Origin of the sequence: Stutzerimonas degradans (genome assembly GCF_024448505.1) — a bacterium.
Taxonomy (GTDB): domain Bacteria; phylum Pseudomonadota; class Gammaproteobacteria; order Pseudomonadales; family Pseudomonadaceae; genus Stutzerimonas; species Stutzerimonas degradans.
Map to the genome: position 1 here is coordinate 57,728 of NZ_JAMOHV010000001.1, position 26,551 is coordinate 84,278.

Here is a 26,551-nt window from a genome sequence, read left to right on the forward strand (position 1 = left end):
GGAGCCCGAGTCGCCTGAAGGTTTTTCGTTGTTGCTTTGGCTTTTAGCTGCACGGGCTTTCAGGCGGCACCAACCGCCCCTTTCAGGAGGGTGAGTGGAATCGTTGCGTAAGGGAGCGAGCCGCATGGATGCGGCGAGAGGCTTAAAGGGCCAAGGATGGCCTTGTAAGCCGGCCCCCTTGAAGCGGCGATGGAACGAACGGACCCTGCGCGAAGCGCAGGGCCGGATGCAGGGGCAAGCGGTTTTGGTTACTTTTGCCGCGACTGGCAAAAGTGACTCGCCCAGCAGGGCGAAACCAAGCTTTCAAGCGACTCTGCCGACCGGCGTGACTGCAACGTGCCCAGCAATGCCCGAAAACTGGCAGTTCGCCCCAAACATGAATGAGAAGAAAACAAAAAGCCCGCCATTTGGCGGGCTTTTTTTGGTTCAACCGAGCCGCATCACTCCGGCTTCTTCAACTTCGGATTCGGGAAGAACTGCACCGACTGCACCTGCGGATTGGCCGCCTTGGGTTGCACGCGGTTGACCCGCGTACCCAGCTCCAGCGGCACCGACTGGCCTTGGGCGTTGAGGATATCGGCATAGCCGCAGACCACGCATTCGCGGTGCGGCACGCCGTCGACATCCCACATCTTGATGCAGTCGCTGGCGCTGCACGCCGGGCACACGGCTCCGGCGATGAAGCGCTTGGTGGTGATTCGGGATACGTCGTTGCTCATGCCGCGGCCTCCGCTACCAGCCCGAGGTGGCGCAGCAGGGCGTCGATGGACGGCTCGCGGCCTCGGAAATCGACGAACAGTACCATCGGCTCCTGCGAGCCGCCACGGGCGAGGATCGCTTCGCGGAAGGCGCGGCCGGTCTCGGCGTTGAACACGCCTTCTTCCTCGAAGCGCGAGAAGGCGTCAGACGACAGCACCTCGGCCCACTTGTAGCTGTAGTAACCGGCCGCGTAACCGCCAGCGAAGATGTGCGCGAAGCTGTTGGGGAAGCGGTTGTAGGCCGGCGGCCGCATCACCGAGACCTCGTCGCGGATGTGTTCGAGCACCTCCAGCACGCTGCGGCCGTCGCCGTGGGTGGCGTGCAGCTCGAAGTCGAACAGGGAAAACTCCAGCTGGCGCGCCATCATCATGCCGGACTGGAAGTTCTTCGCCGCCAGCATGCGGTCCAGCTTGTCCTGCGGCAGGCGCTCGCCGGTCTGGTAGTGGCCGGAGATGTGCGCCAGGCCTTCGGGGTCCCAGCACCAGTTCTCCATGAACTGGCTCGGCAGCTCCACCGCATCCCAGGCCACGCCGTTGATGCCCGAGGCGCCGGCGTGCTCGACCTGGGTGAGCAGATGATGCAGGCCGTGGCCGAATTCGTGGAACAGCGTGGTGACCTCATCATGGGTCAGCAGCGCCGGGCGCTCGCCCACCGGCGGAGTGAAGTTGCAGACCAGGTTGGCCACTGGCGTCTGCAGCGTGCCGGCGGCGGTGCGGCGCTTGTCGCGGGCACCGTCCATCCAGGCGCCGCCGCGCTTGTTCGGCCGCGCGTAGAGGTCGAAGAAGAAACGCCCGATGTGCTCGCCGTGCTCGCTGATCTCGAACAGGCGCACGTCCGGGTGCCAGCGCTCGAAGCCCTCCAGCTCGCGGATCTCGATGCCGTACAGGCGCTGGACGATGGCGAACAGGCCGGAGAGCACCTTGTCGATCGGGAAGTACTCGCGCAGCTCCTCCTGGTTCAGGCTGTAGCGGCTCTGGCGCAGCTTCTCGGCGTAGTAGCCCAGATCCCAGCTCTGCAGGTCGTCCAGCCCCTGCTCGGCGGCGAAGGCGCGCAGTTCGGCCAGGTCGCGCGCGGCGAAAGGCTTGCTGCGCACCGCCAGGTCGCGCAGGAAGCTCAGCACCTGCTCGGTGGATTCGGCCATCTTGGTCGCCAGCGACAGCTCGGCGAAGTTGCCGTAGCCCAGCAGCTGCGCGAGTTCGTGGCGCAGCGTGAGGATTTCTTCCATCACCGGGCCGTTGTCGAACTGCCCGGCATTCGGCCCCTGATCGGAGGCGCGGGTGGAGTAGGCGGCGTAAACCTCCTCGCGCAGGCCACGATCGTCGGCGTAGGTCATCACCGCGTAGTAGCTGGGGAATTCCAGGCTGATCAACCAGCCGTCGAGGTTCCTGGCCTTGGCTGCCTCGGCCATCTGCGCCTTGGCCGAGTCGGGGATGCCGGCCAGCAGGCTTTCGTCGGTGATGTGGCGGGTCCAGGCCTGGGTGGCGTCCAGCAGCTGGTTGGAGAAGCGGCTGCCCAGCTCGGCGAGCTTCATCTGGATTTCACCGAAGCGCTGTTGCTCGACCGGCGGCAGATCGATGCCGGACAGGCGGAAGTCGCGCAGCGCGTGGTCGAGAATGGTCTTCTGCGCCACCTCGTAACCGGCCGCTTCCGGGCGCTGGGCCAGCGCCTGGTACGCCTCGAACAGCGCGCGGTTCTGCCCGAGTTCCGTCCAGTAGGCCGACAGCTTGGGCAGGCAGGCCTCGTAGGCGGCGCGCAGTTCCGGGCTGTTGCACACCGCGTTGAGATGGCCGACCGGCCCCCAGGCGCGGCCGAGGCGGTCGTTCAGCTCGTCGAGGCCGACCACCAGGGTTTGCCAGTCAAGGCTTTCGGCCGGACGGCTGAGCAGCTCCAGGATCGCCACGCGGTTGTCGCCGAGGATGCTGTCGATGGCCGGTTCGACGTGCTCCGGGCGGATGGCGGAATAGGGCGGCAGGTCGAAGTCTTGCAGCAGGGGATTGTTCGCGCTCACGGGACACCTTGGATCGAAGAGGGTAGAACTCAGACCACACCGGCCGGGCGATGCTCCGGGCGTGCGGCGGCGGCAATGCCGGCCATCTTAATTACAATCGATCCTTCCCGCAGCCAGAGAGGTTTCTATCGTGGCGATACGCAGCTACCAAAACAGCACTCCGACACTGGGCGAGCGCGTGTTCGTCGACGACTCCGCGGTGGTCATCGGCGATGTCGAGATCGGCGCCGACAGCTCGGTGTGGCCGCTGACGGTGATCCGCGGCGACATGCACCGCATCCGCATCGGCGCGCGCTCGAGCATCCAGGACGGCAGCGTGCTGCACATCACCCATGCCGGGCCGTACAACCCGGACGGCTTTCCGCTGACCATCGGCGACGAGGTCACGGTCGGGCACAAGGTCACGCTGCACGGCTGCACCCTGGGCAACCGCATTCTGGTGGGCATGGGCTCGATCGTGATGGACGGCGTGGTGGTCGAGGACGAGGTGATCATCGGCGCCGGCAGCCTGGTGCCGCCGGGCAAGACGCTCGAGTCCGGCTACCTCTATGTCGGCAGCCCGGTGAAGCAGGCGCGCCCGCTGACCGACCAGGAGCGCAGCTTCTTCAGCTATACCGCCGGCAACTACGTCAAGCTCAAGGACCAGCACCTCGCCGAGCGCGGCTGATCCCGCTCACTTGGCGAACAGCTGGCCGATGTCCTTGAACGCCTTGAACTCCAGGGCGTTGCCGCAGGGATCGAGCAGGAACATGGTCGCCTGCTCGCCGACCTGGCCCTGGAAGCGCACGTAGGGCTCGATCACGAAGCGCGTGCCGCGCGCCTTCAGCCGTTCGGCCAGCGCCTCCCATTGCTCCCAGCCGAGTACCACGCCGAAGTGCGGCACCGGCACGTCGTGGCCATCCACCGGGTTGCTGTGCGCCGCCTCCTGATGCGGCATCTTCGGCGCTTCGTGGATCACCAGCTGGTGGCCGAAGAAATCGAAATCCACCCAGTGCTCGCTGCTGCGGCCCTCGGCGCAGCCGAACGCCTCGCCGTAGAAGGCACGGGCGGCGGCCAGATCGTAGACGGGAATGGCGAGATGGAAGGGCGAAAGCGTCATCGGGTCGTACTCCGGAAATGGCAAGACGTGTCGAGTGTAGAGACTTTTCTCGCAGTGCCGAGTGCCGTGGGCGGGCTGAAGCCCACCCTACAAAGCCACGCCGAACCCGTAGGGTGGGCTTCAGCCCACCAGGCGTGCCTCGAATGGGCGGTACCTAGAGCCTTTTTCCGCTGATCGGCCTACCCTGCAGCAGAACAGGAGACGAAAGGAGAGCCGTCGATGCGCGCCATGCTGCTGGAACGAACCGGCGAACCGCTGCACCTGCGTGACATTCCCCAGCCGCAGCCCGGCCCCGGCGAGCTGCGCGTCAAGGTGCTGGCCTGCGGCGTGTGTCGCACCGACCTGCACGTGGTGGATGGCGAGCTGCCGGCGGCGCCGCTGCCGATCATTCCGGGCCACGAGATCGTCGGGCGGGTCGATGCACTGGGCGAGGGCGTCAGCGGTTTCGAGCTGGGCCAGCGCGTCGGCATTCCGTGGCTGGGGCATACCTGCGGCACCTGCAGCTATTGCCAGCACGCCGAGGAAAACCTCTGCGACGCGCCGCAATTCACTGGCTACACCCGTCCCGGCGGCTACGCCGAATACGTGGTGGCCGACGCGCGTTTCGCCTTCGCCCTCGGCGAGGACGGCGACCCCGTAGCACTGGCGCCGCTGCTCTGCGCCGGGCTGATCGGCTGGCGTTCGCTGGTCAAGGCCGGTGACGGCAAGCGCCTCGGGCTATACGGCTTCGGCGCCGCGGCGCATATCGTAATGCAGGTGGCGCGCTGGCAGGGACGTGATGTCTATGCCTTCAGCCGCCCTGGCGATGTGGCCGCGCAGGACTTCGCCCGCTCGCTGGGCGCGCTCTGGGCGGGTGATTCGGGCGAGCTTCCGCCGGTGCCGCTGGATGCGGCGATCATCTATGCACCGGCCGGCGAACTGGTGCCGGCGGCGCTGCGTGCCGTGCGCAAGGGCGGCCGGGTGGTCTGCGCCGGCATCCACATGAGCGACATCCCGAGCTTTCCCTACGACATCCTCTGGCAGGAACGCGAGCTGGTTTCGGTGGCCAACCTGACCCGACAGGATGGTCTGGACTTCTTCCCGGTCGCCGCGCAGGTCGGCATCCATACCGAAATCCATGCCTACTCGTTGGAAAAGGCCAACCAGGCGCTGGACGATCTGCGCCACGGGCGCTTTCAGGGCGCGGCGGTACTGGTGCCCTGAACCGCCGGGCACGGCTGCCGCGCCACCGGCGCCGCGCGGCTGGTTCGGCGCACCGCGGGGCTGTATAACGGCGCCTTGCCCCGCGGTGCATGAACAGGAGGAGCGATGGAAGAAGTCATCGAAGAGCTGCGCGAACGCAACGAGCCGGTGCCGGTGCCGCTCGAGCTGCCGGACGACGAACAACTGGTCGAGGTCGAGGAGCAGCTGTTCATCAACCTGCCGTTCGGCCTGCGCGAGTTCCTGCTGCTGGTCAGCGACGTGGTCTACGGCCGGCTGGAGCCGGTCACCGCCAGCGATCCGCAGTCGCACACCTACCTGCCGGAAGTGGCCGCCAACGCCTGGGACGCCGGCGTGCCGCGCGATCTGCTGCCGATCTGCCAGGACGGCCCCGATTACTACGTGGTCGATCTGGAGGGTGAGGTCACGCTGTTCGACGGCGAAAGCCACGAGCTCACCGAGCAGACCTGGGAAACGGTCTGGCACTGGGTGCGCGACGTGTGGCTGGAAAGCGGCGCATGAGCATCGCGATGAGCGGCGGGAACGCGCCATGCTGACGCTCGGTAACCTGTTCGTCTTCCTGGTCCTGGCCAGCGTGGTGGCGTGGCTCTGGCACGGCCACGGCATTCGCGAGCGCGCGCTGGTCGCGGCGCGCCGGCATTGTCAGAAGCTGGACGTCGAGCTGCTCGACGGCAACGTCGCCTTCAAGCGTCTGGCGCTGCTGCGCGATGGCGCCGGACATCGTCGCCTGGCGCGCGTCTATGGCTTCGAGTTCACCGTGACCGGCGAGCAGCGGCACGTCGGGCAGATCGTCATGTTCGGCGCGCACGTCGGGCGGATCGAGCTTGAGGCGCATCCGTTCCGTGCCCCCGCCGAGCCGCCGAGCGGGCAGGTCATCCAGCTCGATGACTGGCGGCGCCACTAGCCGGCGCTGAAAGCAACCTGCTGACTAGCCGATCCGGCATTCATCGAGCGACTGTTGCAGCGCCGCCTGCGCTTGCGGTGCGACGAAGATCAGCTCCAGTCGCGAATCCTTGCGCCACTCGCTCGGTTGCAGATGCATCGGCGCGCCATCCAGCGCGTTGCCGGACAACCAGCCGCTTTCGCCATGCAGCACCAGCTTGGCGCGCCGCCATGGCCAGCGGCGCAGCCAGTGTTGCAGCCGTGCCATGTCGAAGCGCTGGCTCGGATGCCAGCGCCAGCCGATGCTCCAGCCGTCCGCGCCGGCCTGAACCTGGCAGATCGGCTGACGCGGATCGAGCCAGATGCCGGGCAGTGGCGCCGCAGCGGCCGGCAGTGCATCCCGACCATTGTCCGCGCACGCCTGCTGGGCGCTGCCCGGCAGCTGCGCCAGCGGTAGCGCGCCCTGTTCGGTCCAGTGCAGCGGCCGCGCCGGCAGGCGCGCGGCGAGTGCCGTCCGCGTCGCGGCATCCAGCGCTGCGCTCTTGTTCAGCACCAGCAGGCCGGCACTGTCCAGCGCCTGCTGCTGGCTGTCCGGGAGTGCCGCGCCGTGCGCCAGCGCGGCGGCATCCAGTACCAGCACGCTGGGCTGCACGGCCAGCACCTCGGTCCACGGCGGCTGGCGGAGCTGGCGCAGCAGCTCGGCCGGATGGCCAAGCCCGGAGGGTTCGATCAGCAGGCGCTGCGGCCGGGCCTGGCGCAGCAGGCGCGTCAGGCCGACCTGAAACGGCAGGCCGTTGACGCAGCACAGGCAGCCGCCGGCAACCTCGGCGATGCCGATGCCAGCGGCATCGGTGCTCAGCAGGGCGGCATCCAGGCCGATCTGGCCGAATTCGTTGACCAGCACCGCCCAGCGCTCGCCCGCCGGCTTCTGCCTCAGCAGGTTGCGGATCAGGCTGGTCTTGCCGGCGCCCAGCGGGCCGCCGATCAGGTGGGTAGGAATTTGTGTGAGCATGCCGGCATGGTCCGCATTTTGGCGTGCACGGGGAAGCCGTTTTTCCGCGCCGCCATGCTAGAGTCGCCGCCGTTCGAGGGAGAGGTCACGCGATGCGTCCGATGTTGCTGCTGCCGCTGCTGCTGAGTCTGGCCGGTGAGGTGCTGGCCGAGGCCTGCATCGTCCATAGCCAGGACGCGCGCATCGAAGTGCGGCTCTGCCAGCAGAACCGCAACATCCCCGCCGAACTGTTTCGCAGCGGCTTCTGCCAGCCGCAGCTCAAGGACCAGCAGGTGGACGTGGAGTTCGTCGAGAGCTGCCCGGGTGGTGCATTCGGTGTCTGCCGCGACGCGCAGGTGTCCAACCTGCCGTACCGCCAGGACATCCACTATTACGGCGTCGCCAGCGACGGCCGCTTCCTCCGGCCGGCCTGCGAACAGAACAGCGGCGGGCGCTGGGAAAGCGGCGACTGACCCGCGCAGCCCAGTGCGGCCGGGGGTTTCACGTGGAACGACCGGCTAGCGTGCGGGTTTCAGCGCGCCGCAATCCTCCCCGAGCCAGCGCGCCTGCGACTCCATGCGACTGCTGCCGCGCTCGCCGCCGGCGCTGTACTGGCTTTCCACCACGCTGACGAATTCACGCTCGCTGATGAAGCGGGTTTCGCCCTGGCCGCTGGCATCCGGGCACTGGAAGCGGAATTTCCACAGGCGATCCGTGCGTTCTGTGATCTCCTGGGTGCAGTCGGGCTGATCGCTGAACGGCAGCTCCTCGGCATTCACCTGCGCCTCACTGAGGCAGATACGCACGCCCTGGCCACCGAGCTGTACGCCCTGCGCGGCGAGCATGTCCTCCATCTGCTGGCGCTGCGCGGCCGGCAGGTTCTGCATCTGTTCGAGCATCTCGCTGACGCCAGGCATCTGCTGGCCGTCGACCTGGATGTCGCGGCTGGTGAATTCCCACAGGCCAGGCAGGATCGGCGCGGCCTGCACCGGCAGGCTGCATGAGAGCAGGAAGGCGAAGGCGATCAGGGTGCGGTTCATGGCGTGGCTCCGTGGCAACAGGGGTTTACCCAGCGTAGCCAAACCCTGGGAGCACGCGCGCAAGGCGAATGCCGTGGCGTGGGTTGTTGAGAAGCGTTAGCATTCAGCGCTCAGCATTCGGGAGGTCCTCATGGCCGCCGACGGTTTCATCCGGCAGCAATTCGTCCAGCGGCTCTATGTCGAGCATCATGGCTGGCTGAACGGCTGGCTGCGCCGCCACCTGCAGTGCAGCCAGCGTGCCGCCGACCTGGCGCAGGACACCTTCGTCCGCGTGCTGACCAGGGAACCGCAGAACCTGTCCGCCATCCGCGAGCCGCGCGCCTACCTGCACACCATCGCCAAGGGGCTGCTGATCAACCACTGGCGGCGTCGGCAGATCGAGCAGGCCTATCTCGATGCGCTGGCGCTGCAGCCCGAACCGCTGGCGACGTCGCCGGAAGAGCAGGCGCTGATCGTCGAGACGCTGCTGCAGATCGACGCGATGCTCGACCGCCTGCCGCACAAGGTGCGCCGCGCCTTCCTCATGTCGCAGCTGCAGGGCATGACCTACGCCGCCATCGCCGCCGAGCTGGAAGTGTCCGAACGGATGGTCAAGAAGTACATGGCGCAGGCCATGCTGCATTGCCTGATGCTGCTGGACGACGACGCATGAGCCTCGATTATCGCGTGCTGCAGGAGGCTGCCGAATGGTTCGCGCGGCTCGAATCGGATACGGACGACGCCGCCGAGCGCGAGGCCTGGGCCGCTTGGGTGCGCCAGCCGGAACACGCGCGCGCCTGGCAGAAGGTGCAGCGCATCAGCGGTCGATTCGCGCCGCTGAGCGCGCATCCGGCCGGGCGCGCGGCGGGTGGCATGCTGCAGCAGCGCACGCCGAGCCGCCGGCAGGCGCTCAAGCTGCTGTCGCTGGTGTGTGGCGGTGCGGCGCTGGGGCTGGCGGGCGGCAGGCTGCCCTGGCAGGGCTGGAGCGCCGATCTGCGCACCGGCGTCGGCGAGGTGCGCGAGACGCGGCTCGCCGATGGATCGCGGCTCTGGCTGAACACCGACAGCGCGGCGGATGCCGGCTTCGACGGCGCGATCCGGCGGCTGGCGCTGTATCGCGGTGAAGTGTTGGTCGAAGCCGTGGACGAAGCGCGACCGCTGCTGCTGCGAAGCCGCGAGGGCCAGTTGCGCGTCACGCAGGCGGCGCGCTTCTCGGTGCGCCAGCGTGACGGCAGCACCCAGCTCAGCGTGTTCAGCGGCATGGTGGACATCCAGCCGGATGACAGCGGACTCGGCCGTGGCATCGGCGCGGGGCAGCAGGTCGGCTTCAGTGCCAACCGGATCGGTCCGCCCGCGCCGGTACAGGCCGGGCAGCAGGCCTGGTCGCGCGGCATCCTGCTGGCGGACAACCTGCGCCTGGTGGATTTCCTCGCCGAGCTGGCGCGCTACCGCCACGGCTATCTCGGCTGCGATCCGCGCATCGCCGAACTGCGCGTGGTCGGTGCCTTCCCGCTGGCCGACAGTGACCGTGTGCTCGATGCGCTGGCGGCGACGCTGCCGGTACGCGTGCAGCGGCGCATGTCCTGGTGGGTCAGCCTGGAGCCTTCCGGCGCGGCGTGATGCGATTGCATCGCCAATGAAAAATAATCGCATATGAGGTTCCCTTTTATCGGTGGTGACGGGCTTCAGCTGCAAAGGCCATGTGCCGGTCCTCACCACTAGGGATTTCTTCATGCGTTCAGCCCCCCATCGTCCGCGCGTGCTTGCGCGCGCCATCCGCGCCACCCTGTTCTGCCTGCCGCTGACGGCCACGCTGCCCGGCCTGGCGAGCGCCACCGAACCGGCTTCGAGCCAGCAGGCGCAGAGCCGCTACGACATTCCCGCCGGCGCGCTGTCCAGCGTGCTGAGCCGCTTCGCCGGCGAGGCCGGCGTGCTGCTGTCGGTGGATGGCAGCCTGCTGCAGGGCCTGCAGTCGGACGGTCTGCGCGGCCAGTACGGTGTCGACGATGGCTTTGCCGCACTGCTTGCCGGCAGCGGCCTGCAGGCGGTGCGCGACAGCCAGGGCACCTACTCGCTGGTCCGCCGCGCCAGCGAAACCGGTGCGGTCGAGTTGCAGCCGATGACGGTGCAGGGCTTCGCCCTGGGCAACGCGCTGGGCGAGATGGACGGCTACAGCGCCACCCACAGCAGCGTGGCGACCAAGACCAGCATGCCGCTGGTGGAAACCTCGCAGACCGTCTCGGTGGTCACCCGCCAGCAGATCGAGGATCAGGGCTCGCGCTCCATCGCCCAGGCGGTGCGCTACACGCCGGGCCTGATGAGCACGCCCTACGGCGCGACGACCCGCTACGACTATGTCGCCATGCGCGGCATCACCGATGGTTCGGTGGACAACCTCTACCTCGACGGGCAGAAGCTGCTCGGTGACAGCGGCACCTACAGCAGCCTGCAGGTCGATCCATACTTCATCGAGCGCATCGACATCCTCAAGGGGCCGTCCTCGGTGCTCTACGGCCGCAGCCTGCCCGGCGGGCTGGTGGCGATGACCACCAAGAAGCCGCAGCACGAAACCCGTCGCCAGCTGCAGTTCTCCTACGGCAGCCACGACTATAAGCAGACCGCGTTCGATTTCACCGGGCCGCTGGAGGACGAGCGCATCGCCTATCGCCTCGCGGGTGTGGTCAAGGATGCCGACAACCAGGTCGATGGCATCGAGGAACAGCGCTACGCGGTGATGCCGTCGGTGAGCATCGACTTTACCGACGACACCCGCCTGACCCTGCTGGCGATGCTGCAGAAGGACCCCGAGAGCGGCTATCACGGTGGCCTGCCGGCGGACGGCACGATGACCTCGCACAACGGCAAGCGCATTGCGCGCAGCTTCTTCGAGGGCGACGAGGATTACGAGCAGTTCGAGCGCGACCAGCAGATGATCGGCTATCAGCTGGAGCATCGCTTCAACGACGTGGTTTCGGCGCGGCAGAACTTCCAGTACCTCGACTCGACCGTGGAATCCGGCCAGGTCTACCAGTACGGCTACGCGACGGCCGACGAGCTGGTGCGCTACTACACCGGTGCCGACGAGGCGCTGCACGCCTGGACGATCGACAACCAGCTGCAGTTTCTCTTCGATACCGGCGCGCTCAGCCACACCCTGGTGACCGGCCTCGACTATCAGCGGCGCAAGGCGAAGGTCGCCTACGACGCCGGCTACGGCCTGGCGCCGATCAACCCTTACAGCGGCGCAGTCGGCGTCGGCAGCCCGGTGTTCTACCACCAGTACGACGAGACCCGCGAGCTGGAGCAGACCGGCCTGTATGTGCAGGACCTGATCAGCCTGGGCAACTGGCGCTTCTCGCTGGGCATGCGTCAGGACTGGGTGGATGTGTCGTTCGACCATACCGAGGATGCGAGCTACGGCGATCAGGCCGATAACGCCAAGCTCGAGCAGTTCACCGGCCGCGTCGGCGTGCTCTATGCCTTCGACAACGGCCTGTCGCCGTATGCCAGCTACTCCGAGTCGTTCAACCCCAACGCCACCGCGGCCTACAACGAGGTTGCACCGGGCGTCTACGACATCGCGTTGCTCGATCCCACCGAAGGCGAGCAGGTCGAGGTCGGCCTGAAGTACCAGCCGCTGGGCACCGATGATCTCTACACCATCTCCTGGTTCGACCTGAAACAGTCCAACCTGGCGAACAAGGATTCCAACGAGAACTTCTACCGCGCGGTCGGCGAGCTGACCTCCACGGGCGTGGAAGTCGAGGCGCGCCTGAAGCCGGTGGAGCAGGTCAACCTGATCGCCAGCTACACCTACATGGACGTCGAGTATTCCAAGGACTTCACCGGCGCCGCCGGGGTGAACAACCGCGGTAACCGGCCCAACGCCGTGGCGCGCAACATGGCTTCGCTGTGGGCCGACTACACGTTCGATCAGGGACCGCTGGCCGGTCTGCAGATCGGCGGTGGCGCGCGCTACTTCGGCAAGAGCTGGGCCGATGCGGAGAACACCCTGCACATCCCGTCCTACACGCTGTACGACGCCATGCTCGGCTACGACCTGTCGCGCGTCGGGCTGCAGGGGGTCGGCGTGCGCCTGAACCTGAACAACCTCACCGACGAGAAGTACGTGGCCGCGTGCAACAGCCTCAGCCAGTGCTACTACGGCGAGGCGCGCAATGTCATGGCGACCGTGACCTACGACTTCTGAGCGCCCCCAGCGGCCGCCGGCTCCCAACGGGCCGGCGGCTTTGTATTTTCTGCAAATGGAGACTGCCGATGCGCCCGATCCTCGTGCTGCTGCACCGCTACGTCGGCCTTGCGACCGCGCTGTTCCTGTTTCTCGCCGGCCTCACCGGCAGCGTGCTGGCCTTCCATCACGAGCTGGACGAGTGGTTGAACCCGGAGTTCTACCACACCGCAAGCGAGGGGCCTGTGTTGGCGCCGGGCACGCTGGTCGAGCGGGTCGAGGCGGCCAACCCGCGCCTGCAGGTCTGGTACATGGAGTTCGCGGACGAGCCGGGCCACGCCGCGCTGCTGGCCCTGGTGCCGCGCAACGATCCGGTCAGCGGCAAGCCCTTTGCCGAGCGCCCGGTGGTGCATTACCTCGACACCGTGACCGGCGAGACGGTGGGCACGCGCTACTGGGGCGAGTGCTGCTTCTCGCGCAAGAATCTGGTGCCGTTCCTGCTCGAGTTCCACTACAACCTGGCGCTGCCCGGCAACTGGGGGCTGTGGCTGATGGGCCTGGTGGCGATCGCCTGGGTGATCGACTGCCTGGTCTCGCTGCTGCTGACCTTGCCGCGCGGGCGGCCGTTCTTCGGCAAGTGGTGGACGGCGTGGAAGATCAAGCGCCAGCGCCTCAACCACGACGTGCACCGCGCCGGCGGCCTGTGGCTGTGGCTGCTGCTGACGCCGGTGGCGGTCAGCAGCGTGGCGATGAACCTGCCGGAGCAGGTGTTCAAACCGGTGGTTTCGCTGTTCTCGCCCGTGGAGCTGAGCGTCTATGAGGCGCGTGGCCGCCTGCCGGCCGATCAGCTGGGCAGCACCGCCTACGACTTCCATCAGGCCTACGACTACGCCATGCAGCACGCCGCGACGCTGGGCCTGAGCGAGCCGATCACCGAGCTGTACTACAGCTTCGAGTACAACTTCTACGGCGCCGGTTTCGGTGCGCACGACAGCAACCAGGGCAACGCCTGGCTGTTCTTCCACGGCACCGACGGCACCCGTCTGCTCGGCCAGGAGATTCCCGGCCAGGGCACGCTGGGCCAGCAGTTCCACCTGCTGCAACCGGCGATCCACGGCGGACGCATCCTCGGCCTGCCGGGGCGCATCCTGATCGCCGTTCTCGGTGTGGCGATTGCCGTGCTATCGGTGACCGGCGTGGTGATCTGGTGGCGCAAGCGCCGCGCGCGGCAGCACGCGGCGCTTGCGGCGGGAAGTAGAGCTGGCGGTCTGAGCAGGAGCGTCGAGTAGGCAACGCTTTAACGATCCAGCGCCGAGGCTCAGGACTGCGCCGCCACCTCGCAGCTCCACAGCTCCAGCGCCGGCCGGTCGGCGCGCGGCGGGCCGAGCCATTCGCTCAATGCGTGGCATTGCCCGTCGAAGCACAGCTGGTAGTCGCCGGCCTCTGGGGTGCGGCCGACGCGCAGTGGCTGCAGCGCCGGCACCTGGCGCCGGTAGTGCCAGGCGCCGTCGCGCAGTTCGGCACCTTGCGGCGCTTCCATGCCGGCCCCCGAACCCTTGATCCGCGCTTCGCCGAGCAGCAGGCCGTCCGCCGTGACGCGGTAATCCTCCTCCCAGCGGATCTTCTCAATGGTGTGATTCCACGCCAGGGTGAAGGCGGGTGTGGGCAGTTGCGCCCACACCACCCCGGCCAGGCCCAGACAGAGGCCGATCACGCCGTCGCCAGCCGCTCGGTGCGACGGGCACGCCAGATATGCTGCGCCACCAGCGCAATGCCCAGCACGAAGCCGATTTCATCACTGACCGGCATGGCCAGAATCAGCGCGACGCCAGCGGCGAACGCCCACAGGCGCTCCCAGATCGGCATGCGCAGGCTCAGGTGGCCGGTAACCGCCATGCCCCACAGGCACACCGCGAAGACCGTCTTGACCACCATGTACGCCGTGGCCAGCCAGCTGTCGCCCTGCATCATCAGCGCCGGGTCGTAGACGGCCATGAACGGCACCACGAACCCGGCGGCGGCGATGCGGATCGCCCACAGGCTGATCTTGAAGCCGTTCTCGCGCGCGATCGGTGCCGCGGCGAAGCAGGCGAGTGCGACCGGCGGCGTCAGGTCGGCCATCAGCCCGAAGTAGAAGACGAACATGTGCGAGACGATCAGCGGCACGCCCAACTGCTCCAGCGCCGGCGCGGCGATGGCGCTGGTGATGATGTAGTTGGGAATCGTCGGAATGCCCATGCCCAGCACCAGGCAGGTCAGCATCGTCAGTAGCAGCGAGAGGAACAGGTTGTTCTCGCCGATGGCCAGGATGTAGCCGGCGAAGGTACTGGCGATGCCGGTCAGCGAAACGATGCCGATGATCACCCCCACCAGCACACAGGCGATACCCACCGGGATCGCGTGGCGTGCGCCCTCGACCAGGGCGTACAGGCAGGCGCGCAGGGTGTCGTGACCGCCCTTGATGAACCAGCAGGCCACCACCAGCGCACCGATGACGCCGAAGATCACTCCGATGCCGAGCTGGAAGAAGCCGGCGCAGAGCACGCCCAGGGCGATCCAGAACACCGCGCGCAGCCAGAAGCTGTTGGCCTTGAGGATGATCGCCGAGCCGAGGATGACGATGGCCGTCAGCGCAAGGCCCACCGTGCCGGAGAACATCGGCGTACGGCCGGAAAACAGCAGGAACACCAGCACCGCCAGCGGCACCAGCAGGAACCAGCGCTCCTTGACCGATGCCCAGGCGCTCGGGCACTGGTCCTTCGGCAGGCCCTTGAGGCCCTTGCTGCGCGCCTCCAGGTGCACGATCCAGAACACCGCGAAGAAGTACAGCATCGCCGGAATCAGCGCTGCCTTGGCGACTTCCACGTACGGCACGTTGATGGTTTCGGCCATGATGAAGGCGACCGCGCCCATCACCGGCGGCATGATCTGCCCACCCATGCTCGCGGTGGCTTCCACCGCGCCGGCAAAGGCCGGCTTGTAGCCGAAGCGCTTCATCAGCGGGATGGTGAACTGGCCGGTGGTGACCACGTTGGCCACACCCGAGCCGGTGATCGTGCCCATCAGCGCCGAGGACACCACCGAGACCTTGGCCGGGCCGCCGGTCTTGTGCCCGAACAGGCCCATCGCGAAGTCGGTGAACAGCTTGATCATCCCGGCCTGCTCGAGGAACGAGCCGAACAGGATGAACAGGAAAATGTAGGTCGCCGAGACGTAGGTCGGCGTGCCGTAGAACCCTTCGGTACCGAACGACAGCTGGTTGATGATTTGGTCGAAGCCGTAGCCGCGGTGGGCGAAGTCGCCCGGCAAGTATTCGCCGAACAGCCCGTAGGCCAGGAACAGCGCGCAGATCAGCGGCAGGGCGATACCCATCACCCGGCGCCCGGCCTCGAATACCAGCACGGTGAGGGTGATGCCGACGATCAGGTCGGTCTGCGTCAGGTCACCGGAGCGTTGCACCAGATCGGCCTCGAAGTACCACTGGTAGAACGCCGTGGCCATGCCGGCCAGGCCCAGCAGCCAGGCCATCGGCTGCCACGGGCGGTCGTTGCCGCGCGCCGGGTAGCAGAGGAACACCATCAGCAGCAGGAAACCGACGTGGCCGGCGCGCAGTACCTGGCTGGACACCGGGTGGAAGGCCGCGGTGATGATCTGATAGGTGGAAAACAGCAGGGCCGTGTAGAACAGCGCCTTCGGCCATTCGCTGGGGCTGGCGTGCAGGCCTTTGGATTCGCTCATGGAGAACTCTCCGGAACAGCGGCTTCAAGCGTCGGGGCTTCAAGCGGACGATGCGGGGGACGCTGCCCGTGGCGCGGGCAGCGTGTCATTGCGGGTTCCGCAAGGGCCGCCGGCCACCGGCTGCATCGCGCGGTGGCTGGCGGCGGACGTGCTTACTTGAGCACGCCGGCTTCCTTGTAGAAACGCTCGGCGCCCGGATGCAGCGGGATCGGCAGGCCTTCGGTGGCGGTCTCCAGCTTGATGTCCTTGGCCGCGGAGTGCGAACTGACCAGGCGATCGAGGTTGTCGAACATCAGCTTGGTCATCTGATAGGCCACCTCGTCGGACACCTTGTCGTGGCTGACCAGGATGTTGGTGATCGCCGCGGTCGGCACGTCGGCGTCCTGGCCGTCGTAGGTACCGGCCGGGATCACCTTGGCCTGATAGGCGCTGCTGCCGATCTTCTCCACCACCTCGGCCGGGATCGCCACGAAGGTGATCGGCACCATCGACGCCAGGTCGCGGATCGCCGCCATGCCCAGGCCCGAGGACTGCAGCGTGGCATCCAGCTGGCGGTTCTTGATCAGCTCGACCGACTCGGCGTAGGGCATGAATTCCACCCGGCCCATGTCCTCGTAGCTCAGCCCGGCGGCCTTGAAGATGGCGCGGGCGTTCAGCTCGGTGCCGGACTTCGGCGCGCCGACGGAGATGCGCTTGCCCTTGAGGTCTTCCAGCGTCTTGATGCCCGATTCCTGGCTGGCGACGATCTGAATGTAGTTCGGGTAGGTCGCGGCGATGGCACGCAGGCGCTTGAGCGGCGCCTTGAAGCCGGCATCCTCGACGCCGTTCCAGGCATCGTCCACCGAATCACCGAGGGCGAACGCCAGTTCGCCGCGCCCGGCCTGCAGCAGGTTGAGGTTTTCCACCGAGGCCTTGGTCGCCTGCACCGACGTCTTGGCGCCGTCGATCTTGTTGTACTGCTGCGACAGCGCCACGCCGATGGGGTAGTACACCCCGCTGGTGCCGCCGGTGAGGATGTTGATGAAGGTCGGCGCGGCGACGGCCGCGGTGCTGGCCGTGAAGGCTGCGGCGGCAGCCAGCAGGCTGATGCGCTTGGTCAGTCTCATGGTGTTTCTCCGTGTTGTTATTGGATTCGGGCGCTGTAGACCATAGGCGATCGGCGGCAACCCTGCAGGTTGCCGGCGGACAGGAAAAGACGAGGCGGCGAGCGGAGGCTTCCCGGGGAAGCGGAGCGCGGCGTGCGGCTTTTCTTGTTCGTGTGATCGCAACGGGCAGGAAGGCCTTTGCATGTGCTGTGCCAGCTAGCGCGAAGGCGCTATCTCGGGCGTGCGCGGCCGCTGCGGACTCCCGATAGGCGGAGAATCGCTCATGCTGCATCGGTGATCGGCGGATTCTTGCCGATACCCGGCGCGCCCGGCGGTGCTTGCGTGGCGCCGACGATGGATTAGAGTGGCGCCATCGTCCCTCCCGAGCCTGTCATGCGCCTGCTTCCGTTGTTCCTCTGCCTGTCGTTGCCGCTGCTGGCCGACGCCGCGCCGGCGCCGTACTACCAGTGGCAGAGCAAGCTCGACGGCACCGTCATCTGCCGCCAGACCTCCCCGGGCGAGGGCTGGCAGCGGCTCAACGAGCGCGCCTTCCGCGATCTCAACTGCTCGCTGCCCGCCGCGCGGGTCGAACGGCCCAGTACAGTTCCGGGTTTCCGGCCGCAGCCGGGGCGCTAGCCGGCGTCAGCCCGGAATCCGCTCCATGCTTCATGGCCGTAGGGTGGAAAATCGCGCAGCGTTTTCCACGCGTCGGAGGCCCTGCCCGACGTTTCGCCATGCAACGGACCCATGGTGGATAAGCTTCGCGTTATCCACCCTACGACCGCCATCACCATCGCCATCGCCATCGGATTGGCACTCGTAGGGTGGAAAATCGCGCAGCGTTTTCCACGCGTTGCGAGCAGGCGGCTCGGTGTTTCTCCCACCTCGGGTCCATGGAAACGCCTATCTGCGAAGCGCTAGAGCATCATGCCGTCGTACGCCAGCCGCACGTTGCCTGGCAGTTCCCGTGGCTGTTCCATCAGCCAGGCATCCAGCGCATGACCGACGTGGGTCAGCACGGCCTGTGCCGGCTGCAGTGCTTCGACGCTCTGCAACGCGCGGGTCAGGTCGTTGTGATTGCGCGGCGGCGGTTCCTGCGGCGGCTGCGAGCAATCGAGCACCAGCACGTCGAGCGCGATGCCCTGCAGGTAGGCGCGGGTGTCGTCCGGCAGGCCGAGGGTGTCGGTGAGATAGGCGATCTTGCGCCCGACGCCTTCGAGCAGGTAGCCGAATGTCGGCTTCGAGTGCTGCAGCGGCAGCGCCGTGACGCGCAGCGTGCCCAGCGCACGGCGCTCGAAGGCGGCGAACGGCTGGCTGAAATCGAGGATGCCCGGGTGCTTGTAGAGATCGGCGAAGCCCGCGGGATCGTCCGGGCCGTGTACCGGAATGCGCAGCCCGGTGCCCCAGCGCAGCTGCAGCAGACCCTGGGCGTGGTCGGCGTGGTAGTGCGTCTGCAGGATGCCGCTGAGGCTACCGGGGACGAAGCGCTCGCCGAGATCGGTCAGGCCGCTGTCGAGCAGCCAGCGCTGGCCGGCGCATTCGATCAGTGCGCAGCACGGACCGCGGCGATAGGCCGGTTCGCGCCAGGCGCGGGCGCAGGCCGGGCAGCCGCAGTTGTACACCGGCAGCTGCGCGGCATCGCCGGTGCCGAGCAGGGTCAGCCGCATTGGCGGTGCTCGTCGAGCAGCTGCAGCAGGCGTTCGACGCTGCTGGTCAGCGAGGCGGAATTGTCCAGGCGGATGTAGTCGTCCAGCTCGCCGCTGAACAGCGCGTTGCGCGCCAGTCGCGCCTCGATCTGCTCCGGGGTTTCCCGTCCGCGATTCAGCAGGCGCTCGCGCAGCACGTCCTGCTCGACGGTCAGCAGCACCGCCAGCAGGTCCGGGTAGCGCTGGCGCGCCTCGGCCAGGTAACCACGCGAGCCATTGACCAGCACATCCTCGCCGGCCGCCAGCCAGGCGTCGATCTCGGCGCGGATGCCATAGGCCAGCCCGTTGGCGCGCCAGGCGAGGGCGAAGGCCTGCTCGGCCTCCATCCGCGCGAACTCTTCGGCGCTCACCGAATGCGCGGCTTCGCCGACCGCCTCGGCCGAACGGGTGATGACCCGCCGGGCGATGCGCACGCCACGCTCGGCGAGCGGCGCGCGGGCAGCGTCGAGCAGGCTGTCCTTGCCGGCGCCGGAAGGGCCGATCAGGTAGATCAGGCGGCCTTGCATCAGATCACCTCCATCAGCACAAGAACGCGAACGTGCCGGCATCGTAGCGGTAACCCGCCCGGCAGGGGCCAGCATTGCACGACGCGACTGCATCAGAACACCCTCCGGCCCTGGCGCCAGACCTGGCCGATCACCGGCTGGCCCTTGTGCACCTGCGCCTGCACCAGATCCGCGCGCAGGCCGACGACGATCTCGCCGCGATCATCCAGCCCGGCCGCGCGTGCCGGCGCCAGGCTGATGGTGGCGATGGCGCGCGACAGGTTGTAGCCGTTGTCCTGTTCGGCCAGGCCCAGCGCGGCCTGCAGCAGGCTGGCCGGGTAGTAGTCGCTGGAGAGGATGTCCAGCACGCCACGCCGGGCCAGATCGGCAGCGGCGATATTGCCCGAGTGCGAGCCGCCACGGACGATGTTCGGCGCGCCCATCAGCACCTTCAGCCCGCGCGCGTGGCTGGCCTCGGCGGCTTCGAAGGTGGTCGGGAATTCGGCGATGGCCATGCCGTAGCCGGCCGATTCCTCGACATGATCGAGCGTCGCGTCGTCGTGGCTGGCCAGCGCCAGTTCGCGGCTGTGACAGATATCGACGATGGCGGCGCGCTGCTGGTCGCTGTGCCGCGCCGAGTTGGCCAGCTGCTCGGTGACGAAGGCATCCATCTCCGCCGGGCTCAGGTGGTACTTGCCCATGTAGTACTCGCGGTGCTTCTCCATGCGCGCGAACTGGCGCTGGCCCGGCGCGTGGTCCATCACCGAGACCAGCTGCACCAGCGGCTGCTCGACCAGCTCGCGGAACAGCTCCAGGCACTGCGGGTGGCTGACTTCGCAGCGCAGGTGCAGGCGGTGTTCGGCGCGGGTCTGCCCGGCCGCCTCGGCCTCGGCGATGGCCTCGAGCATCACCCCGAGCTGCTGCATGCGCTTGCCCTTGGGATTGATATCGCCGATCGACAGCGCATCGAACACCGTAGTGATGCCGGCGGCGACGATCTGTGCGTCATGGGTCAGCACCGCCGAGGCGGACGGCCAGTCCACGCCAGGACGCGGGCTCATGTGCTTTTCCAGGTTGTCGGTGTGCAGTTCCACCAGCCCCGGCAGCAGAAGATCGCCGCCCAGGTCCTGGGCCTGCGGCAGGCTGCTGGCGCCCTCGCTGATGTCGGCGATGACACCGTCGCGGATCAGCAGGCTGCCGTGGATCACCTGATCGGCCAGCACCAGTCGGGCGTTGCTGAGTATCTGTTCAGCTGGCATGGGCCAGGTCCTCCTGCGTCATGTCCAGGTAACGATCGGCGACTGCCTCGCGGATTGCGCGATCGTGGAAGATGCCGATCAGCGCGCTGCCGGCGGCCTTGGCCTCGTCGATCAGTTCCAGCACCACGCCGGCGTTGGCTTCGTCCAGCGAGGCGGTGGGCTCGTCGAGCAGCAGCACCGGCCAGCTGACCATGAAGCCGCGGGCCAGGTTGACGCGTTGCTGCTCGCCGCCGGAAAAGGTGCCGGGGGCGAGCTGCCAGAGCCGTTCGGGAATGTTCAGTCGGGTCAGCAGGGCCTTGGCCCGCGCCTCGGCATCGGCACGGCTCCAGCCGCGCGCCAGCGCCGGCTCCATCACCACCTCCAGCGCCGGCACCCGCGGGATCACCCGCAGGAACTGGCTGACGTAGCCCAGTGTCTGCCGGCGCACGGCGAGTACCTGGCGTGGCTCGGCACCGACCAGCTCCAGCCAGTCGCCGGCGTGGCGGATACGGATGCTGCCGCCGGCCGGCAGGTAGTTGCCGTACAGCGTGCGCAACAGGGTCGACTTGCCGGCGCCGGACTGACCGTGCAGCACCAGGCATTCGCCAGCGGCGACGGTGAAGTTCAGCCCGCGCAGCACCTGCAGGCTGACGCCGTGCTGCTGGTGCAGGGTGAAAGTCTTGGCGAGGTCGCGGACCTCGATCAGCGTGTTCATGGCGGATTCCTTCATGGCTGCAGCACCGAGGACACCAGCAGCTGCGTATAGGGATGCTGCGGGTCGTCGAGGATCTGGTCGGTCAGGCCGGCCTCCACCACCCGCGAGCGGCGCATCACCATCAGCCGGTCGGCCAGGAGGCGTGCCACGGCGAGGTCGTGGGTCACGATCACCACCGCCAGATCCAGCTCGCGCACCAGCCCGCGCAGGAGGTCGAGCAGGCGTGCCTGCACCGACACGTCGAGGCCGCCGGTGGGTTCGTCCATGAACACCAGCTTCGGACTGGAGACCAGATTGCGGGCGATCTGCAGACGCTGCTGCATGCCGCCGGAGAAGGTCCGCGGCAGGTCGTCGATGCGCGCCGGGTCGATCTCCACCTGTTGCAGCCAGTCCAGCCCGGCGGCGCGCAGCTGGCCGTAATGACGAACGCCCTGGGCCATCAGCCGCTCGCCGATGTTGGCGCCGGCGGAAACGCCCATGCGCAGGCCGTCGCGCGGGTTCTGTTCGACGAAGCCCCACTCGGTGCGCAGCAGCGTGCGCCGCTCGGCCTCGCTGGCGGCGTAGAGGTCGAGCCAGTCGCCGGCAGCGTCGCGGTAGAGCACCGTGCCGCGATCCGGCGGGCAGCGGCCGCAGAGCAGCGAGAGCAGGGTGGACTTGCCCGAGCCGGACTCGCCGACGATGCCCAGCACCTCGCCGGGGTAGAGGTCGAAGGACACGCCCTGGCAGCCCTTGTCCGGGCCGTACAGACGGGTCAGGTCGCGCACCGCGAACAGCGGCTCGGTGGCGACGCTCGCGGCGGGCAGCAATTGTTCGGCGGCACTCATGGGCGGCTCTCCTGGGGCTGGGCGCGCTGCGCGCAATAGTCGGTATCCGAGCAGACGAACTGCTTGGTCCCGGCGTCGTCGACGATCAGCTCGTCGAGGTAGGAATCGCCGCTGCCACAGATGGCGCAGCTCTGCTCCCACTGCTGGATCTGGAAGGGGTGATCCTCGAAATCCAGGCTGACCACGCGGGTATACGGCGGCACGGCGTAGAGGCGCTTCTCGCGGCCGGCGCCGAACAGCATCAGCGCCGGGCTGCGGTCCAGCTTGGGGTTGTCGAATTTGGGAATCGGCGACGGGTCCATCACGTAGCGCCCGTCCACCGTCACCGGGTAGGCGTAGCTGGTGGCGATGTGGCCGAAGGTGGCGATGTCCTCGTAGAGCTTCACGTGCATCACGCCGTAGTCGCCCAGCGCGTGCATGGTGCGCGTCTCGGTTTCCGACGGTTCGATGAAGCGCAGCGGCTCGGGTATCGGCACCTGATAGACCATGATCTGCCCGGCGGCGAGCGGGGTTTCCGGGATGCGGTGGCGGGTCTGGATCACCGTCGCTTCCGGGGTGCGTTCGGTGGTGGCGACCCCGGCGGTGCGGGCGAAGAAGCGGCGGATCGACACCGCGTTGGTGGTGTCGTCGGCGCCCTGGTCGATCACCTTGAGCACGTCGTCGGCGCCGAGAATGGCCGCGGTCAGCTGCATGCCGCCGGTACCCCAGCCGTAGGGCAGCGGCATCTCGCGGCCGCCGAATGGCACCTGATAGCCGGGTATGGCGACCGCCTTGAGCAGTGCGCGGCGGATCATGCGCTTGGTCTGCTCGTCGAGGTAGGCGAAGTTGTAGCCCGCCTCGCGGGCGGGAATGGCGTGGGCATTCATGCGCGTTTCTCCTTAGCAGGCGTTTCAGCGAGCGCTTCGGTCGGCTCGGCCTGCGGCTGGCGCAGCTTGCGGATCAGCTCCAGCTCGGACTGGAAGTCGACGTAGTGCGGCAACTTCAGGTGCGAGACGAAGCCGGCAGCCTCGACGTTGTCGCAGTGCATCAGGACGAATTCCTCCTGCTGCGCCGGGCCCTGCACCTCCTCGCCGTACTCGGCGGCACGCAGCGCGCGATCGACCAGCGCCATGCCCATCGCCTTGCGCTCGGCATAGCCGAAGGCCAGGCCGTAGCCGCGGGTGAACTGCGCCTGCGCGGCGCTCTCGCCGACGAACTGGTTGACCATCTCGCACTCGGTCAGCTCGATCTCGCCGAGGCAGAGCGGGAAGCCCAGCTCCTGCGGCTCGATCCAGACCTCGGCGGTGCCGATGCGAATCTCGCCGGCGAACGGGTGGTTGCGGCCGTAGCCGCGCTGGGTCGAATAGCCCAGCGCCAGGAGAAAGCCCTCGTCGCCACGGGCCAGCGTCTGCAGGCGCTCGGCGCGGCTGCAGGGCAGCTCCAGCGGCTCGCGGGTTAGGTCCGGAACCGGCTCGCCGCGGTCGATTTCCGGGGTCATCAGGCCTTCCTCGCCGAGCAGGCCGAGTACGCGGGGGCAGTTGCTCAGCGTGGCGCTTTCATCCACCGGCGGGCCTGGGCGTTCGCCTTCGGCGAGCAGGGCGAAGTCCAGCAGGCGGTGGGTATAGTCGAAGGTCGGACCGAGCAGCTGGCCGCCGGGCACGTCCTTGAAGGTCGCCGAGATGCGCCGGCTGAGCTGCATGGCGCCGGTGTCCAGCGGCAGGCTTTCGGCGAAGCGCGGCAGCGTGGTGCGGTAGGCGCGCAGGAGAAAGATCGCCTCGACCAGATCGCCGGCGGCCTGCTTGATCGCCAGTGCGGCGAGTTGCTCGTCGTACAGCGAGCCTTCGCTCATCACTCGCGCCACGGCGAGTGGCAGCTGCTGGCGGATCTGCTCGACGCCGAGCTCGGCGATAGCGGTGTCACCGCGGCGCTTCTTCGCCAGCAGCGCGTGGGCGTTATCGATGGCCTGTTCGCCACCCTTGACCGCGACGTACATCAGGCCACCTCCTGCAGCGAATCGCCGATGCGGGTGCTGCGCGGCAGGCCGAGCACTTCGCCGTCGGCGCAGAACAGCGCGTCCAGCCCGCGCGGGAAGTCGTTGCGTGCGGCGCGCTGCTGCCAGAAGGCCGGCTTCAGCGGCAGGCCGACCAGGCGGCTGCCGTCGATGCCCGGGCCCTGCCAGCTCAGCGCCGGGCCGCGGTCGAGACGGTCGAGCTGGATCAGCAGCGTGCAGGACTGGTCCGGGTAGCGCTCGCTGCCGGCGTAGAAGCCGGAAAGGTCGTCCAGCGCGGCGGCGTCGAGCAGGGCGAACATCGCCTCCTCGCGTGCCTCGACGATCGGGCAGCCACAGTGAAAGGCCAGGTTGGCGCGGATCGCCGGGGTGTCGAAGGCCGGCGCCAGCCACAATGGTGTGTCGTTATCCAGCAGGCTCAGGCACAGCGCGTAGCTGGCGGCCTGCAGATGGTCGATGGCGGCGACGTTGACCAGCGGCTGGCACGTGCCCGGCTCGGCCAGGGACTTGAGCGCGGCGCGAAAGCTCTTCTGTGCATCCAGCACCGGGTCGGCGAAGGCGGCCTGCAACAGGTCGGATGGGGCGCGATTCATCAGTCTTCTCCTCGCAGCAGCGTGAAGAACTCCACGCGGGTAGTGGCGGTTTCGGCGGCCTTTTGCGCGGCGCTTCGGGCCTGCGCGGCGGCCAGCGGCTCGATCAGTTCATTGAGCCAGCGGCTTTGTTGCGGGCCTTGCAGGTGGGCGTCGGCGAGGGCGGCGAGCTCGGCCTGGCGCTTGTCGCGGCCGGCGCGGTAGCTGTAGCCCGTGCTGCCGTCGGCCAGGCGCACCACGCAGCGGGTGGCGCTCATCTCGCCGAGGTTGAACGGCGCACCGGTGCCGCCCATGCGGCCGCGCACCAGGGTCATGCCGATTTCCGCGGGGCGGATCAGCTGGTAGGCGCAGTCGCGCAGGTCACTCTCGAAAGGCGCCAGGTCGGCGGCGCTGGCGCGGGCCAGCACGGCCATCCAGCGCTGGCGGGGGGATCGTTCGCGGGTGTGCATGGGGTTCTCCATCAGGTGGCGACCTGGTACTGGAAGCGGTCGGAACGGCTGGCCGAGAGGGCGATCTCCACCGGTTGCCCGCTGGCATCGCAGGACAGGGTGAATACCGACAGCAGCGGCATGCGCAGGGGCATCAGCAGCTGTGCGGCCTCGTCGCGATCGGCCAGGCGTGCGCCGATCAGGCTGAAACGGCGCGTCAGCGGCAGGCCGCGTTCGCCGAGGTAGCGGCGCAGCGATCCGCCCTGGTAATCGGCGAGCCGTTCGGCGTGGCTGGCGCAGTAGCGGTGGCGGATCAGGCTGACCGGCTCGCCGTCGAGCAGGCGCAGGGTGCTCAGCTCGATCAGCGCGGCGCCTTCGGCCAGTTCCAGGTGGCGCGCTTCCTCGGCGCTGGCGCTGAGCTGGCGCCGCTCGAGCAGGCGCGCCTCGGTACGCAAGCCGAGGGCGGCCAGCGATTCGCTGTAGGCGCTGTCGGCCTGCAGCGGATAGACCAGCGGGCGTTGCAACACCTGGGTGCCCTTGCCCTGGCGGCGCAGCAGGCGGCCTTCGTTGATCAGCTCGTCGACGGCGCGGCGCAGGGTGTGGCGGTTGACCGCGAAGCGCCGCGCCAGCTGCATCTCGCCGGGGAGGAAGTCGCCGATGCGGTAGTGGCGCAGCTCGCCGCGCAGCACCTGGGCCAGTTCGAGGTAGAGCGGTTCGCTGGGTTGTCTAGACAACTGCATGGTGTTTTCGAGAGGCGCACAGCGCCTCGCTCCGTCAGATGAAGAGCTTGCGCAGGCGCTGGGAGAGCAGGTCGATCAGGCTCACCACGGCGATGATGATCAGCAGCAGGGCGGCGGTCTGGCCGAACTGGAAACCGCGGATGGCTTCCCAGAGGATCACGCCGATGCCGCCGGCGCCGACCATGCCGACCACCGTGGCCGAGCGCACGTTGGATTCGAAGCGGTACAGCGAGTAGGAAATCCACAGCGGCAGCACCTGCGGAATCACCCCGAAGATGACTTCCTGCAGCGCACTGGCGCCGGTGGCACGCACGCCTTCCACCGGGCCCGGCTCGATGGCTTCCACCGCTTCGGCGAACAGCTTGGCGAGCACGCCGGTGGTGCTGATCCACAGCGCCAGCACGCCGGCGAAGGGTCCGAGGCCGACGGCGACGACGAAGAGCATGGCGAAGACCATCTCGTTGATCGACCGGCAGGCATCCATCAGCCGGCGCACCGGCTGGTAGACCCACCAGGGCACGATGTTCTCGGAGCTGAGAATGCCCAGCGGGATGGCGCAGACGATCGCCAGCAGGGTGCCCCAGAGGGCGATGTGCACCGTGGTGACCATCTCCTTGAGGTACAGCTGCCAGTTGCTGAAGTCCGGCGGGAAGAAGTCGGCGGCAAAGGTCGCCATGTTGGCGCTGTCGCGAATCAGCAGCAGCGGATTCATCTCCGCGCCCTGCCAGGACCAGGCCAGCACGGCCAGGCACAGGCCCCAGCCGAGCAGGCGCAACCAGCTGCGCTTGTCGTTGCCCGCCAGTGGCGGTGTGGTGCTCAGAGTGGTCATGTTCGGTTCTCGAAAACG

Annotated in this window: 29 protein-coding genes; 10 read left to right on the plus strand and 19 right to left on the minus strand. The window is 67.9% G+C overall.

Annotated features, from left to right (window positions below):
• Nucleotides 1-440: 440 nt before the first annotated feature.
• A complete protein-coding gene (locus tag NAV27_RS00310; protein WP_043295011.1) occupies nt 441-719 on the minus strand; it encodes a YheV family putative zinc ribbon protein in 279 nt (92 codons plus the stop codon).
• The gene (gene prlC, locus NAV27_RS00315) at nt 716-2,767 is read right to left on the minus strand and encodes an oligopeptidase A (protein ID WP_043295013.1); all 2,052 of its coding nucleotides are present in this window, start codon (nt 2,765-2,767) and stop codon (nt 716-718) included. Before prlC ends, NAV27_RS00310 begins: the two co-directional genes overlap by 4 nt.
• Before the next feature lie 130 nt (nt 2,768-2,897).
• Between prlC and NAV27_RS00320 the strand changes: the two genes are divergently transcribed.
• Entirely contained in the window at nt 2,898-3,434 is a 537-nt protein-coding gene (locus NAV27_RS00320) for a gamma carbonic anhydrase family protein (protein ID WP_102828133.1), read from the plus strand.
• Between the two features lie 6 nt (nt 3,435-3,440).
• Here the strand turns inward: NAV27_RS00320 and NAV27_RS00325 are convergent, their stop codons facing one another.
• Entirely contained in the window at nt 3,441-3,866 is a 426-nt protein-coding gene (locus NAV27_RS00325) for a VOC family protein (RefSeq protein WP_045159503.1), read from the minus strand.
• 219 nt (nt 3,867-4,085) lie between these two features.
• On the opposite strand from NAV27_RS00325, the gene NAV27_RS00330 reads away from it, so the two are divergent.
• The 3 genes from NAV27_RS00330 to NAV27_RS00340 all read left to right on the plus strand — a co-directional run bounded on the left by NAV27_RS00330 (nt 4,086) and on the right by NAV27_RS00340 (nt 5,991).
• On the plus strand, nt 4,086-5,069 hold the full coding sequence (locus NAV27_RS00330; RefSeq protein WP_102828132.1) for a zinc-dependent alcohol dehydrogenase family protein: 984 nt from the start codon (nt 4,086-4,088) through the stop codon (nt 5,067-5,069).
• 105 nt (nt 5,070-5,174) lie between these two features.
• Nucleotides 5,175-5,588, plus strand: a complete 414-nt coding sequence (locus tag NAV27_RS00335; RefSeq protein ID WP_043295020.1) for an SMI1/KNR4 family protein — start codon at nt 5,175-5,177, stop codon at nt 5,586-5,588.
• A 28-nt stretch (nt 5,589-5,616) separates the two neighbouring features.
• Nucleotides 5,617-5,991, plus strand: coding sequence for a DUF3301 domain-containing protein (locus tag NAV27_RS00340; protein ID WP_043295022.1), 375 nt, complete (start codon nt 5,617-5,619; stop codon nt 5,989-5,991).
• Between the two features lie 24 nt (nt 5,992-6,015).
• Here NAV27_RS00340 and NAV27_RS00345 read toward each other — a convergent pair whose 3' ends face one another.
• Nucleotides 6,016-6,981 (minus strand): CobW family GTP-binding protein, encoded by a 966-nt coding sequence (locus NAV27_RS00345; protein WP_043295023.1) that lies wholly within the window; start codon nt 6,979-6,981, stop codon nt 6,016-6,018.
• Nucleotides 6,982-7,073: 92 nt separating this feature from the next.
• Between NAV27_RS00345 and NAV27_RS00350 the strand changes: the two genes are divergently transcribed.
• A complete protein-coding gene (locus NAV27_RS00350) occupies nt 7,074-7,433 on the plus strand; it encodes an NADH:ubiquinone oxidoreductase (protein ID WP_102828131.1) in 360 nt (119 codons plus the stop codon).
• Nucleotides 7,434-7,478: 45 nt separating this feature from the next.
• Here the strand turns inward: NAV27_RS00350 and NAV27_RS00355 are convergent, their stop codons facing one another.
• On the minus strand, nt 7,479-8,000 hold the full coding sequence (locus NAV27_RS00355) for a DUF3617 domain-containing protein (protein ID WP_102828130.1): 522 nt from the start codon (nt 7,998-8,000) through the stop codon (nt 7,479-7,481).
• 130 nt (nt 8,001-8,130) lie between these two features.
• On the opposite strand from NAV27_RS00355, the gene NAV27_RS00360 reads away from it, so the two are divergent.
• The 4 genes from NAV27_RS00360 to NAV27_RS00375 all read left to right on the plus strand — a co-directional run bounded on the left by NAV27_RS00360 (nt 8,131) and on the right by NAV27_RS00375 (nt 13,457).
• Nucleotides 8,131-8,652 (plus strand): sigma-70 family RNA polymerase sigma factor, encoded by a 522-nt coding sequence (locus NAV27_RS00360; protein WP_102828129.1) that lies wholly within the window; start codon nt 8,131-8,133, stop codon nt 8,650-8,652.
• The gene (locus NAV27_RS00365; protein ID WP_102828128.1) at nt 8,649-9,599 is read left to right on the plus strand and encodes a FecR domain-containing protein; all 951 of its coding nucleotides are present in this window, start codon (nt 8,649-8,651) and stop codon (nt 9,597-9,599) included. The genes NAV27_RS00360 and NAV27_RS00365 overlap by 4 nt, the downstream gene beginning before the upstream one ends.
• A 112-nt stretch (nt 9,600-9,711) precedes the next feature.
• Nucleotides 9,712-12,189, plus strand: coding sequence for a TonB-dependent siderophore receptor (locus NAV27_RS00370; protein ID WP_102828127.1), 2,478 nt, complete (start codon nt 9,712-9,714; stop codon nt 12,187-12,189).
• A 68-nt stretch (nt 12,190-12,257) separates the two neighbouring features.
• Nucleotides 12,258-13,457: a PepSY-associated TM helix domain-containing protein gene (locus tag NAV27_RS00375; RefSeq protein ID WP_102828126.1), complete on the plus strand. Its 1,200-nt coding sequence runs from the start codon at nt 12,258-12,260 to the stop codon at nt 13,455-13,457.
• Nucleotides 13,458-13,486: 29 nt separating this feature from the next.
• On the opposite strand, the gene NAV27_RS00380 is transcribed toward NAV27_RS00375, so the two are convergent.
• The 3 genes from NAV27_RS00380 to NAV27_RS00390 form a co-directional block, all read right to left on the minus strand.
• On the minus strand, nt 13,487-13,882 hold the full coding sequence (locus NAV27_RS00380) for a DUF1850 domain-containing protein (RefSeq protein ID WP_008569198.1): 396 nt from the start codon (nt 13,880-13,882) through the stop codon (nt 13,487-13,489).
• Nucleotides 13,879-15,906 (minus strand): TRAP transporter permease, encoded by a 2,028-nt coding sequence (locus NAV27_RS00385; RefSeq protein WP_102828125.1) that lies wholly within the window; start codon nt 15,904-15,906, stop codon nt 13,879-13,881. The genes NAV27_RS00380 and NAV27_RS00385 overlap by 4 nt, the downstream gene beginning before the upstream one ends.
• A 152-nt stretch (nt 15,907-16,058) precedes the next feature.
• Nucleotides 16,059-17,012, minus strand: coding sequence for a TAXI family TRAP transporter solute-binding subunit (locus NAV27_RS00390; RefSeq protein ID WP_043295040.1), 954 nt, complete (start codon nt 17,010-17,012; stop codon nt 16,059-16,061).
• A 372-nt stretch (nt 17,013-17,384) separates the two neighbouring features.
• Here NAV27_RS00390 and NAV27_RS00395 point away from each other — a divergent pair, with 372 nt between their 5' ends.
• Nucleotides 17,385-17,627, plus strand: coding sequence for a hypothetical protein (locus NAV27_RS00395; RefSeq protein WP_077682342.1), 243 nt, complete (start codon nt 17,385-17,387; stop codon nt 17,625-17,627).
• Between the two features lie 281 nt (nt 17,628-17,908).
• On the opposite strand, the gene phnP is transcribed toward NAV27_RS00395, so the two are convergent.
• The 11 genes from phnP to phnE form a co-directional block, all read right to left on the minus strand.
• The gene (phnP, locus tag NAV27_RS00400; protein ID WP_054094291.1) at nt 17,909-18,658 is read right to left on the minus strand and encodes a phosphonate metabolism protein PhnP; all 750 of its coding nucleotides are present in this window, start codon (nt 18,656-18,658) and stop codon (nt 17,909-17,911) included.
• Nucleotides 18,649-19,203, minus strand: coding sequence for a phosphonate metabolism protein/1,5-bisphosphokinase (PRPP-forming) PhnN (gene phnN / locus NAV27_RS00405; RefSeq protein ID WP_102828124.1), 555 nt, complete (start codon nt 19,201-19,203; stop codon nt 18,649-18,651). Before phnN ends, phnP begins: the two co-directional genes overlap by 10 nt.
• Before the next feature lie 92 nt (nt 19,204-19,295).
• Nucleotides 19,296-20,441 carry an alpha-D-ribose 1-methylphosphonate 5-triphosphate diphosphatase gene (locus tag NAV27_RS00410; protein ID WP_102828123.1) on the minus strand — a complete coding sequence of 382 codons (1,146 nt, stop codon included), beginning with the start codon at nt 20,439-20,441 and terminating at the stop codon, nt 19,296-19,298.
• Nucleotides 20,431-21,135 (minus strand): phosphonate C-P lyase system protein PhnL, encoded by a 705-nt coding sequence (phnL, locus tag NAV27_RS00415; RefSeq protein ID WP_077682340.1) that lies wholly within the window; start codon nt 21,133-21,135, stop codon nt 20,431-20,433. Before phnL ends, NAV27_RS00410 begins: the two co-directional genes overlap by 11 nt.
• Before the next feature lie 11 nt (nt 21,136-21,146).
• Nucleotides 21,147-21,959 carry a phosphonate C-P lyase system protein PhnK gene (gene phnK, locus NAV27_RS00420; protein ID WP_102828122.1) on the minus strand — a complete coding sequence of 271 codons (813 nt, stop codon included), beginning with the start codon at nt 21,957-21,959 and terminating at the stop codon, nt 21,147-21,149.
• The gene (locus tag NAV27_RS00425; RefSeq protein ID WP_102828121.1) at nt 21,956-22,825 is read right to left on the minus strand and encodes an alpha-D-ribose 1-methylphosphonate 5-phosphate C-P-lyase PhnJ; all 870 of its coding nucleotides are present in this window, start codon (nt 22,823-22,825) and stop codon (nt 21,956-21,958) included. The genes phnK and NAV27_RS00425 overlap by 4 nt, the downstream gene beginning before the upstream one ends.
• Nucleotides 22,822-23,931, minus strand: coding sequence for a carbon-phosphorus lyase complex subunit (locus NAV27_RS00430; protein WP_102828120.1), 1,110 nt, complete (start codon nt 23,929-23,931; stop codon nt 22,822-22,824). The genes NAV27_RS00425 and NAV27_RS00430 overlap by 4 nt, the downstream gene beginning before the upstream one ends.
• Nucleotides 23,931-24,539: a phosphonate C-P lyase system protein PhnH gene (phnH, locus tag NAV27_RS00435; protein WP_102828119.1), complete on the minus strand. Its 609-nt coding sequence runs from the start codon at nt 24,537-24,539 to the stop codon at nt 23,931-23,933. Before phnH ends, NAV27_RS00430 begins: the two co-directional genes overlap by 1 nt.
• Entirely contained in the window at nt 24,539-24,985 is a 447-nt protein-coding gene (phnG, locus tag NAV27_RS00440; RefSeq protein WP_102828118.1) for a phosphonate C-P lyase system protein PhnG, read from the minus strand. Before phnG ends, phnH begins: the two co-directional genes overlap by 1 nt.
• 11 nt (nt 24,986-24,996) lie before the next feature.
• On the minus strand, nt 24,997-25,704 hold the full coding sequence (gene phnF / locus NAV27_RS00445) for a phosphonate metabolism transcriptional regulator PhnF (RefSeq protein ID WP_102828117.1): 708 nt from the start codon (nt 25,702-25,704) through the stop codon (nt 24,997-24,999).
• Between the two features lie 34 nt (nt 25,705-25,738).
• On the minus strand, nt 25,739-26,533 hold the full coding sequence (gene phnE, locus NAV27_RS00450; protein WP_003303859.1) for a phosphonate ABC transporter, permease protein PhnE: 795 nt from the start codon (nt 26,531-26,533) through the stop codon (nt 25,739-25,741).
• Nucleotides 26,534-26,551: the final 18 nt, after the last annotated feature.

What these genes read in the sequence shown, in the direction of transcription:
- NAV27_RS00350 (WP_102828131.1), top strand. Translation starts at nt 7,074, where the DNA reads ATGCGTCCGATGTTGCTGCTGCCGCTGCTGCTGAGTCTGGCCGGTGAG.
- NAV27_RS00365 (WP_102828128.1), top strand. Translation starts at nt 8,649, where the DNA reads ATGAGCCTCGATTATCGCGTGCTGCAGGAGGCTGCCGAATGGTTCGCG.
- NAV27_RS00390 (WP_043295040.1), bottom strand. Translation starts at nt 17,012, where the DNA reads ATGAGACTGACCAAGCGCATCAGCCTGCTGGCTGCCGCCGCAGCCTTC.
- phnE (WP_003303859.1), bottom strand. Translation starts at nt 26,533, where the DNA reads ATGACCACTCTGAGCACCACACCGCCACTGGCGGGCAACGACAAGCGC.
- phnG (WP_102828118.1), bottom strand. Translation starts at nt 24,985, where the DNA reads ATGCACACCCGCGAACGATCCCCCCGCCAGCGCTGGATGGCCGTGCTG.
- phnH (WP_102828119.1), bottom strand. Translation starts at nt 24,539, where the DNA reads ATGAATCGCGCCCCATCCGACCTGTTGCAGGCCGCCTTCGCCGACCCG.
- NAV27_RS00430 (WP_102828120.1), bottom strand. Translation starts at nt 23,931, where the DNA reads ATGTACGTCGCGGTCAAGGGTGGCGAACAGGCCATCGATAACGCCCAC.
- NAV27_RS00345 (WP_043295023.1), bottom strand. Translation starts at nt 6,981, where the DNA reads ATGCTCACACAAATTCCTACCCACCTGATCGGCGGCCCGCTGGGCGCC.
- NAV27_RS00325 (WP_045159503.1), bottom strand. Translation starts at nt 3,866, where the DNA reads ATGACGCTTTCGCCCTTCCATCTCGCCATTCCCGTCTACGATCTGGCC.
- NAV27_RS00310 (WP_043295011.1), bottom strand. Translation starts at nt 719, where the DNA reads ATGAGCAACGACGTATCCCGAATCACCACCAAGCGCTTCATCGCCGGA.
- NAV27_RS00355 (WP_102828130.1), bottom strand. Translation starts at nt 8,000, where the DNA reads ATGAACCGCACCCTGATCGCCTTCGCCTTCCTGCTCTCATGCAGCCTG.
- phnF (WP_102828117.1), bottom strand. Translation starts at nt 25,704, where the DNA reads ATGCAGTTGTCTAGACAACCCAGCGAACCGCTCTACCTCGAACTGGCC.
- NAV27_RS00330 (WP_102828132.1), top strand. Translation starts at nt 4,086, where the DNA reads ATGCGCGCCATGCTGCTGGAACGAACCGGCGAACCGCTGCACCTGCGT.
- NAV27_RS00360 (WP_102828129.1), top strand. Translation starts at nt 8,131, where the DNA reads ATGGCCGCCGACGGTTTCATCCGGCAGCAATTCGTCCAGCGGCTCTAT.
- phnL (WP_077682340.1), bottom strand. Translation starts at nt 21,135, where the DNA reads ATGAACACGCTGATCGAGGTCCGCGACCTCGCCAAGACTTTCACCCTG.
- phnK (WP_102828122.1), bottom strand. Translation starts at nt 21,959, where the DNA reads ATGAGTGCCGCCGAACAATTGCTGCCCGCCGCGAGCGTCGCCACCGAG.
- NAV27_RS00425 (WP_102828121.1), bottom strand. Translation starts at nt 22,825, where the DNA reads ATGAATGCCCACGCCATTCCCGCCCGCGAGGCGGGCTACAACTTCGCC.
- phnP (WP_054094291.1), bottom strand. Translation starts at nt 18,658, where the DNA reads ATGCGGCTGACCCTGCTCGGCACCGGCGATGCCGCGCAGCTGCCGGTG.
- NAV27_RS00385 (WP_102828125.1), bottom strand. Translation starts at nt 15,906, where the DNA reads ATGAGCGAATCCAAAGGCCTGCACGCCAGCCCCAGCGAATGGCCGAAG.
- NAV27_RS00375 (WP_102828126.1), top strand. Translation starts at nt 12,258, where the DNA reads ATGCGCCCGATCCTCGTGCTGCTGCACCGCTACGTCGGCCTTGCGACC.
- NAV27_RS00335 (WP_043295020.1), top strand. Translation starts at nt 5,175, where the DNA reads ATGGAAGAAGTCATCGAAGAGCTGCGCGAACGCAACGAGCCGGTGCCG.
- NAV27_RS00370 (WP_102828127.1), top strand. Translation starts at nt 9,712, where the DNA reads ATGCGTTCAGCCCCCCATCGTCCGCGCGTGCTTGCGCGCGCCATCCGC.
- NAV27_RS00395 (WP_077682342.1), top strand. Translation starts at nt 17,385, where the DNA reads ATGCGCCTGCTTCCGTTGTTCCTCTGCCTGTCGTTGCCGCTGCTGGCC.
- phnN (WP_102828124.1), bottom strand. Translation starts at nt 19,203, where the DNA reads ATGCAAGGCCGCCTGATCTACCTGATCGGCCCTTCCGGCGCCGGCAAG.
- NAV27_RS00410 (WP_102828123.1), bottom strand. Translation starts at nt 20,441, where the DNA reads ATGCCAGCTGAACAGATACTCAGCAACGCCCGACTGGTGCTGGCCGAT.
- NAV27_RS00340 (WP_043295022.1), top strand. Translation starts at nt 5,617, where the DNA reads ATGCTGACGCTCGGTAACCTGTTCGTCTTCCTGGTCCTGGCCAGCGTG.